Source organism: Pseudocoprococcus catus (assembly GCF_019734885.1).
Classification (GTDB): Bacteria; Bacillota; Clostridia; order Lachnospirales; family Lachnospiraceae; genus Coprococcus_A; species Coprococcus_A catus.
This window is the reverse complement of sequence record NZ_JAAXCM010000037.1, coordinates 22,909-29,034: the sequence shown is the minus strand read 5'-3', so window position 1 is coordinate 29,034 and position 6,126 is coordinate 22,909. Positions and strand designations below refer to the sequence as shown.

The window sequence follows — 6,126 nt, the reverse complement described above, 5'->3', positions numbered from 1 at the left end:
TGCTTCTTTTCGATACGCCAGTGTCCGATTATACACAAAACGGCAGCAGCCAAATGTCTTTGCTATCTGTTCTTTCTGCTCATTAGTGGGATATATTCTGTATTTATATGCTTTTAACATCTGCTGCCACCGCCTTAACCTTTGGTTTCTATATACCTTTTTAGCCTTTTTTCTGATACATGTGATATCGTAATAAGTATTTGTACCTGTTTTTAGTTTTCCATGTTTCCCTGCCATAAGTATACAATAATATCTAACTTTTGACTACCTTAACCCACCGTCTAAAGCCAGTGGGATTGCGGTAGCCTTATTTCAATAATTCATTTGTCTCACGAACTACATTGCGGATATTGTACCGATACAAACGACTATCAAATGGTACAAAATCACATATAAAGATGACATATGTATCCGGCAATTGGTCATACGTCTCTCCCGTAAGTAATGCATCCATATCCATCTGCGCATGATAATATCTGCTTCGTTTAGCTAATACGGTTTCTGTCTTCACCTGCATCTCCACATTAAATCGGCGTTTTGTTCCAGCTTCTTCTGCCATGACATCTAATCTCACACCATGATACTCCGGATGATAACTGATGGTCTTCTCAGCCACAACATTTACTTCCAGAATTTTCATTTCCAGCACTAATTCTAACAGGTGGCGGCACTGCTCTGCATCCGACATCACTGCCGCAAACATAAAAGCATCTTTGATCGTTAAGTCTTGTAGTCTCTTTCTCATCTATTTCCTCCCACATAAACTTGCAAGAGGAATCCTGTAACTCTATTATACTCTCCAAGCTGTCACGAAACAATAGAAATACTTGGCAAAGGCTCATTATTACTTCCTTTACAAATTCCACTTCCAGCATTTAAAAACACAAAAGACTGCTACTTTATCAAATTCTCATGATACATATATAAATGAATCCTGTTTTTCAATAAAGTAGCAGTCTTTTCATCTGTGTTGTTCAATTATTTCTACATTACGCCTAAAATGTTCATGGCTTACTTATTTCTTATGCTGCTCCACCAGATACTGCGTCATTGCTTCCACCAGACGAATTTCTTCATCTGTACACAATTTCAAATTATCCGTAATGTTCTTCGGTACATCATTTGATTTCATAGAACCCAGCAAAAGATAATCCGGCGTAACATCCAACACATCACAGATCCTGATGAATGAATCCAGTCCCGGACGTTCTATTCCTCTCTCGATGGATGAAATATGATTATTGGAGATATCTACCTTCTCCGCCAGCTCCATCTGTTTCATCTTCAGGCTTAATCGCCTCGCTCTGATTCTCTTTCCCATTTCTACAAATCGTTCATTTTCATTTCTCATTTGAAACACCTCTGTACTCATCATAACAAATTTTGACAGTTACGTTTACAATGCTATACAGAAGTATTCTGTTATACACTAATTTCGTAATATATTTTTACTTTTATACATGATTTTTAATATTTCACATAGATTTTCTTTATTTTACTCGTCACAAACACACGACTATTGTCACCATTAATTTCATCATTTACGCAAGTATTCCTACAACAGCTCTTTTGTTTTACTTGCTAAGTATAACGGGATATTAGTAATCTGCCCATCTTTACGATATCCGCGCTTCGAAAAACGAATCGCATGCTCTGGCTTTTGTATATCGCCTGAATTTAACATAACACATTTTTGCACGTTTTTCATCGCAATTTTACACATTTTTTCAGAATATTTTATTGAAAAATACACATTTTTACAAAAGCATAAAATTACATAAAAAAGTCGGCTTGATATTTCTCTCAACATCAAAATCCGACTTTCATCTTTCCGAATATGATTGTTCCGAAGAACTGTTTCTATGCCTAATATCAATCTTCCGCTGCCGCTTCCTTCTCTTCAAGAAATGCTGCCAGTTCTTCCATTCCTTCTCCGGTCATTGGACTGACTTTAAAAATCGGGTCCGCACCGGCCAATTGAAGCAGTTCAACCGCATCTGCAATCTGTTTCGGTGTCGCAATGTCAATTTTTGTCACAACACCAGCCACAGGCAATGTAAAAGCGCTGGATTGTCCCGGTGAGAAAAAGAACTGATCTCTGCTGGCGTCCTGCACAAAAACAACCTGATCCGTCTCTGTGGCTGTTACCATCAGCGACCGCAGATAACCGCGATTCTCAAGATATTCCCCCGGCGTATCAATGGTCGTGTTATAGACCTCCAGCGCCTGTGTCTTTTTGTATTTGATTTCCATGTGGTTCAGATATTGGCAAATCGTTGTCTTGCCGCAGGCCACATTGCCGATTAAAATAATTTTCTTCATATCATCACCCGATTAAGACTTGGTAATCACTGTCGGTGCAAAATGCAGTGTATTCTCAAGAACATTTAATACATCTTTCACCGCTGCCTCCACATCAGCCACTGTTCCATTGATAATCAGCGAACCATTGAAACGGTCCACAAACACAACCTCCACATTGGCAGCCTTCATCGCCACATCAGCACCGATAATCGCACCTTCACTGGGTGTGATCGTCATAATACCAAGAGCCCCGGTATAATCACCGATAACACCTAACTTCTTATATAAACTGCTGTCAGGATTCGCAATCACATGCGCCAAAGTCACCTGTTTACCAGGCACAAACTCCTGAATAATTCTTTGTTTTTCCTGTTCCATTGTACAACCTCTCAGACGTTGTGAACAATTAGTAATTCATCGCTCACAACTGTCTATGAATTTCGTATGTATTACAAACTGTAACATCCAAAACTGCTATCCGCAGACCACAACTCATTCTACCAACAGATTCTCTTTTATAAGGAGACATTCGCCGCTCAATACACCTGGATACACGGCTTATGGCACATATACTTTCTGTACATATTCTGCACTGTGGAGATGAGACCCAAATCGTGGAAGCCTTTGCTGAACACGATTTTGTTCGGGGCTCATCGGAACATCCCTGTGCAGTGATGTACAAAAAGTATATGATGCCATAAGCTGTGTTCTCAGCCTCCTGAGCGGCCATGGCCCCCTATAAAAGCGAATCGAAAATTTCTTTGCGCGGGTTTGGAATCACCACGTGTGATACTTCCATTCCTTCTGCGTTCTCCGTATGAATGCCGCATTCGATGGCTTCTCGTACTGCAGCAACTTCTCCCGTCAGTACGACGAAGGATTTCCCGCCGATACCTGTTCCCAACCGGACATCGATTAAGTCCACATCAGCTGCTTTGACTGCCGCATCTGCCGCATAAACAGAAGCTGTCACGCTGAAAAATTCCATGACACCGATGGCTCCCGGCGTTCCCGGTTCAGCTGCCAGATTAATGGCTTTGATGACCTGGGGATGTACCCTCGGAATGACACAGCTGTCTACAGTATGATTACCGCCGATAGCCGCACCTGCATCCAGTGACGCTTTGACTGCTGCCACTTCCCCGGTAAAAAGAATGTAGTATTTGCCCGGGCATCCAGCTTTGGCAAAAATCAAATCTACCTCAGCTGTTTTCAAAATGAGGTCGGCAGCTTCTACGCCTTTAGCAATACTATTCAATTCCAAAAATCCTATTGTTTCTAACATCTGCCTACACCTCTGTTATTGTAATGGCATTTCCCGTCAAATGCGCAGTTCCTGAAATACTGGCATGGAGATTTGCACCTAATTTGCCCTCCGGACAGACTGCAATGAGCTGTCCTTTTTCAACATGTGCACCATCTGAAATCACAGGTTCAGCCGGTACACCGATGTTCATCTTCAACGGAAGTACAACTTTTGAAGCCGTTTCTTCCTTATATATATGTCCATCAATATGATAATAAGCACCAACACCGGCTCTGGCCGCAATCCGCTTGGTCGGCACCTTACGGTATGGCCGGTTAGCATCTGCCTCCCAGGTATCGCCCTCTCTGCTGTAGCAGATCCCTGCCTGCGCCAGCTCACCTTTGATCAGACTGTTGACCACTCTCGGCTGAAGCCCCATCGGACAGGCATAAACTTCACAGACACCACACTCACTGCAGATGGCTGCCTGCCGGATATCCTTGTCCTCCAGGAGTTCCGGCAAAATCCAGTGGTCTTTTGTCGTCTCATGATTATCCTGATGCGGCATGTTCATAGCCATTTTCCGCATAATGCGGTGCGGCTGCAGCGGATGTCCCAACATATGTCTCGGACAGAGCTGCGTACAGAATGTGCACTGAATGCAGGCAGCTTTCGCCCGGTTCAGCATATGATTCAGCTGTGTTTTCCTGCGTCGGTCAATAGCGCCATCCTCCGGAAGAACCAGAATGCCGGAGGTTGTCTTTGTCACCGACGCATTCATGGCTGCTTCCCAGGACATCGGTACCCCCATCATCGGACCGCCGGAAACAACCATCACTTTGTCCGATGTCGTTCCGCCTGCCATCTCAATACACTGGGCAAAGGAAGTTCCCACCGGCACTTTCAGAACCGACGGCTCCCTGACTTCCCCTGTCACAGTGAGATATTTCTCCGTAAAAGGTATACCACTCACTGCATCAGCTACGGCAATAATAGTTGCCACGTTATCAACAATAGCACCCACATCCAGCGGAATTCCTGCCGGAGGAACCACCTTGCCAGTTACTTCATAAACAACCACCTGCTCATCACCCGCCGGATAAAAACTATCCATCAGATGCAGCTGCACCTTCGAATGCAGCTTCTCAATAGCTGCTGTCAGTGCTTCGATTTCTTTGGTATATGTCTTTTTCAAGGCAATCCTGCCTTCAGGTATCGACAATTCACGACAGATCAGGTCCACTCCTGACACCAGCTTCTCAGCCTCATGAATCATCAGATATCGGTCTGTTCTCAGCAGCGGTTCACATTCCGCTCCATTGATAATCAGGATTTCCGGTGATGCCTTCAGTTTCACATGGGTTGGAAAACCTGCACCGCCGCATCCCACAACGCCGCTGTCAAATATTTGTTTTATCAGATCCACTTATGCATGCACCTCTATTCACTGCCCCTGGCAGCTTCCCGATTCACTTCAACAGTATCGATAATGGCCACGATTGCAGCATCCACCGGCACTGTATCTTTTCCAAAAGCCTTTCGTGCCGTACTTCCGCTGACAGTCAGCACCTGCTCTCCGATACCGGCACCGACTACATCCGCAGCCACGAAGGTGCTTCCCTTCTTTCTGCCGTTACCGTCGATTTCCTGCACGACCATCAGCTTCAGACCTTCCAAGCCCTCTTCCTTCTTCGTCGCCCATACATGACCGACAACTTTACATATCAGCATTTCATGCTCCCCTTCTCAAATGGTGCAGCTTTGTGCATTGCTGCACCATATCTATAAATCCATACGTCAAAAAATAGTCCTGCTCCAACTACTTTCTGATAACTTCAATGCCCTTCTGCTTGAACAAATCCCAGGCAGACGGTGTCACAATGGCATTGGCTGCCAGACGGATCGCCGTATTGCCGCCGTCAATTAAGGAACGGGCAACATCCTCTGTGATCAGCCGGTCTGTTGTTGTATGACCAGTGCCCTTCGGCACTTCGACCGGCGGTGCCTGATACTTCGGAGGCTTCGCCGGTATCGGCGCTGCTCCGACTTTGCATTCTTTCAACAGCTTAATGCCAAAGGATTGCAGCATCCGCGCATTATTCTCAATGACTTCATACAGACGGCAGCTGCTCTTTCCTGCATATTTCCTATGTGGAAAAGCCGCTTCTGTCATGCACACATCTAAACCATTCAGAAGTCCATTGATTACTGCACAGGCTTCCGGCGAACCATCTCTCCCCTGAGCAATATCGGACATCTGCACCAATGTCAGGCTGGTAATCAAAATCTTCTGGTAACGATGAATATTCTTGTTCTGAATATAGTCGTCAATCAGGAAAATCTGGTACTTCTCAGCCATATCCGCCGGCACTGCCTGCAAATCACCAATCACCAGAAGCTTGTCCAGCCCTTCCGTGCATGCCGAAGCATTCGACCGCTGTGCCATCAATTCCTGCATGACAGCCTCCACAATCTGCTTCATTAACTTTTCATCCATTTTCTCAAAAACCTCCCCTAAAGCGGGTGTTTCATCTATAGATATCCAAAGACAGTCTCCTGAAACAACGCCTCTGAAT

At 44.7% G+C, this 6,126-nt stretch carries 9 protein-coding genes; all 9 read right to left on the bottom strand.

Going from position 1 to position 6,126, the window contains the following annotated elements:
* The coding region (locus HED67_RS10750) for a helix-turn-helix domain-containing protein (RefSeq protein ID WP_221718304.1) at positions 1 to 120 on the bottom strand (120 nt) is incomplete at its 3' end.
* Positions 121 to 307: 187 nt separating this feature from the next.
* Positions 308 to 745, bottom strand: a complete 438-nt coding sequence (locus HED67_RS10745) for an Rpn family recombination-promoting nuclease/putative transposase (RefSeq protein WP_330656630.1) — start codon at positions 743 to 745, stop codon at positions 308 to 310.
* A 270-nt stretch (positions 746 to 1,015) separates the two neighbouring features.
* Positions 1,016 to 1,351 carry a helix-turn-helix domain-containing protein gene (locus HED67_RS10740; RefSeq protein ID WP_178440238.1) on the bottom strand — a complete coding sequence of 112 codons (336 nt, stop codon included), beginning with the start codon at positions 1,349 to 1,351 and terminating at the stop codon, positions 1,016 to 1,018.
* 521 nt (positions 1,352 to 1,872) lie between these two features.
* The gene (locus HED67_RS10735) at positions 1,873 to 2,322 is read right to left on the bottom strand and encodes a EutP/PduV family microcompartment system protein (protein ID WP_178440240.1); all 450 of its coding nucleotides are present in this window, start codon (positions 2,320 to 2,322) and stop codon (positions 1,873 to 1,875) included.
* A 12-nt stretch (positions 2,323 to 2,334) separates the two neighbouring features.
* Positions 2,335 to 2,682, bottom strand: a complete 348-nt coding sequence (locus HED67_RS10730; RefSeq protein WP_015513091.1) for a BMC domain-containing protein — start codon at positions 2,680 to 2,682, stop codon at positions 2,335 to 2,337.
* Between the two features lie 358 nt (positions 2,683 to 3,040).
* Positions 3,041 to 3,589, bottom strand: coding sequence for a BMC domain-containing protein (locus HED67_RS10725; protein ID WP_015513090.1), 549 nt, complete (start codon positions 3,587 to 3,589; stop codon positions 3,041 to 3,043).
* A gap of 4 nt (positions 3,590 to 3,593) precedes the next feature.
* Positions 3,594 to 4,976 (bottom strand): 4Fe-4S dicluster domain-containing protein, encoded by a 1,383-nt coding sequence (locus HED67_RS10720; protein WP_221718303.1) that lies wholly within the window; start codon positions 4,974 to 4,976, stop codon positions 3,594 to 3,596.
* 14 nt (positions 4,977 to 4,990) lie between these two features.
* On the bottom strand, positions 4,991 to 5,281 hold the full coding sequence (locus tag HED67_RS10715; RefSeq protein WP_221718302.1) for a EutN/CcmL family microcompartment protein: 291 nt from the start codon (positions 5,279 to 5,281) through the stop codon (positions 4,991 to 4,993).
* 88 nt (positions 5,282 to 5,369) lie between these two features.
* On the bottom strand, positions 5,370 to 6,047 hold the full coding sequence (locus tag HED67_RS10710) for a hypothetical protein (RefSeq protein WP_221718301.1): 678 nt from the start codon (positions 6,045 to 6,047) through the stop codon (positions 5,370 to 5,372).
* Positions 6,048 to 6,126 lie beyond the last annotated feature (79 nt).